Source organism: Paenibacillus agaridevorans (genome assembly GCF_003112455.1).
Taxonomy (GTDB): domain Bacteria; phylum Bacillota; class Bacilli; order Paenibacillales; family Paenibacillaceae; genus Pristimantibacillus; species Pristimantibacillus agaridevorans.
On sequence record NZ_BDQX01000051.1, the window covers coordinates 76,172 to 77,141 of the forward strand.

The 970-nt window shown below is 56.7% G+C and carries 1 protein-coding gene and 1 pseudogene; both read right to left on the reverse strand.

From position 1 onward, the window contains the following. A partial coding sequence (locus PAT3040_RS36780; RefSeq protein WP_181376451.1) for a cohesin domain-containing protein occupies window positions 1–256 on the reverse strand: 256 nt, incomplete at its 3' end. A 19-nt stretch (window positions 257–275) separates the two neighbouring features. Beyond that, window positions 276–970, reverse strand: a pseudogene (locus PAT3040_RS36785) (FIVAR domain-containing protein); the annotation flags it as partial.

Consider the following 970-nt stretch of genomic DNA (forward strand, 5'->3'; position numbering starts at 1 on the left):
GTTTCACGGCAAAGCCGGGCAGCGATAACTTCGCATCCTTGTAGGCCAGCCTTACATGATCAAACTTAAGAACAAGGTCGTAAGCATACATGTCCTTGGCATCGTTTAACGTAACGGTAACGTCTATCCGATCCCCGGCTTCGGCGACGGACAGCACGAAGCCGTCCGCCTCCTTTGCCGATGTCTGCTGCCCCGGCGCGATAGCCAAGCAGAGGAGCATGAACACCATGATTAACAAACTGCTTTTCCGAGACATAAGCCTGTTCACTCCTGCTTTATTGTTCATGGAACCAATCCGATAGAATCATGCGTGCAATGGCTGCCAGCGATTGAATCGTGATTTCCCCTTCATCCAGCAAGTCTGCCGCCTCTATGTCGCTCCAGCCTTCATCGGAAGCGGTTACCCCGAAGAACCCCGCGACGATCGACAATGTCTTTAGCGTTACGTTCGACTCGCCCGCTACAAGCGTAATCCGGCTGCCGCGGAAGACGGATGCAGCTTGCTCCAGTTGCGTGGCAGCTTCGTTTACCGCCTGCTGGGACTGACTGTCGTTGTATACCGAATCGGCGGTCGCAATCGCCGCGCCCAGCGCATCAGCCGCGGCTTGCGGATATTGACCGACCTTCGTCCCCGCCGACGAACGTTCCAGCAGCGAACGGGCTTGGTCCAGAACGGAACGCAGCTCCTCTTTGTTCACGGACGGCTGCTGAACGACGGCGTTTTTAAACAATTGAACTGCAGCCGACAACGTCGCCAATGCTTCATTTACGGCAAGTTGGGTGGCATCCGTCTGCGCGTAGACGGCTTCGGCAGCCATAACGGCTTGCAGCAATACGCCTTTCGAGCCGCTTGGATATTGTCCCGGCGAAGAACCCTCGACGGCGCCTACATGTAATTCACGAGCAGCCGCGATCGCGCTTCCCAGCGCGGAACGATCGGCTGCCGAAACTTTGACAGCCGCAACTGCCG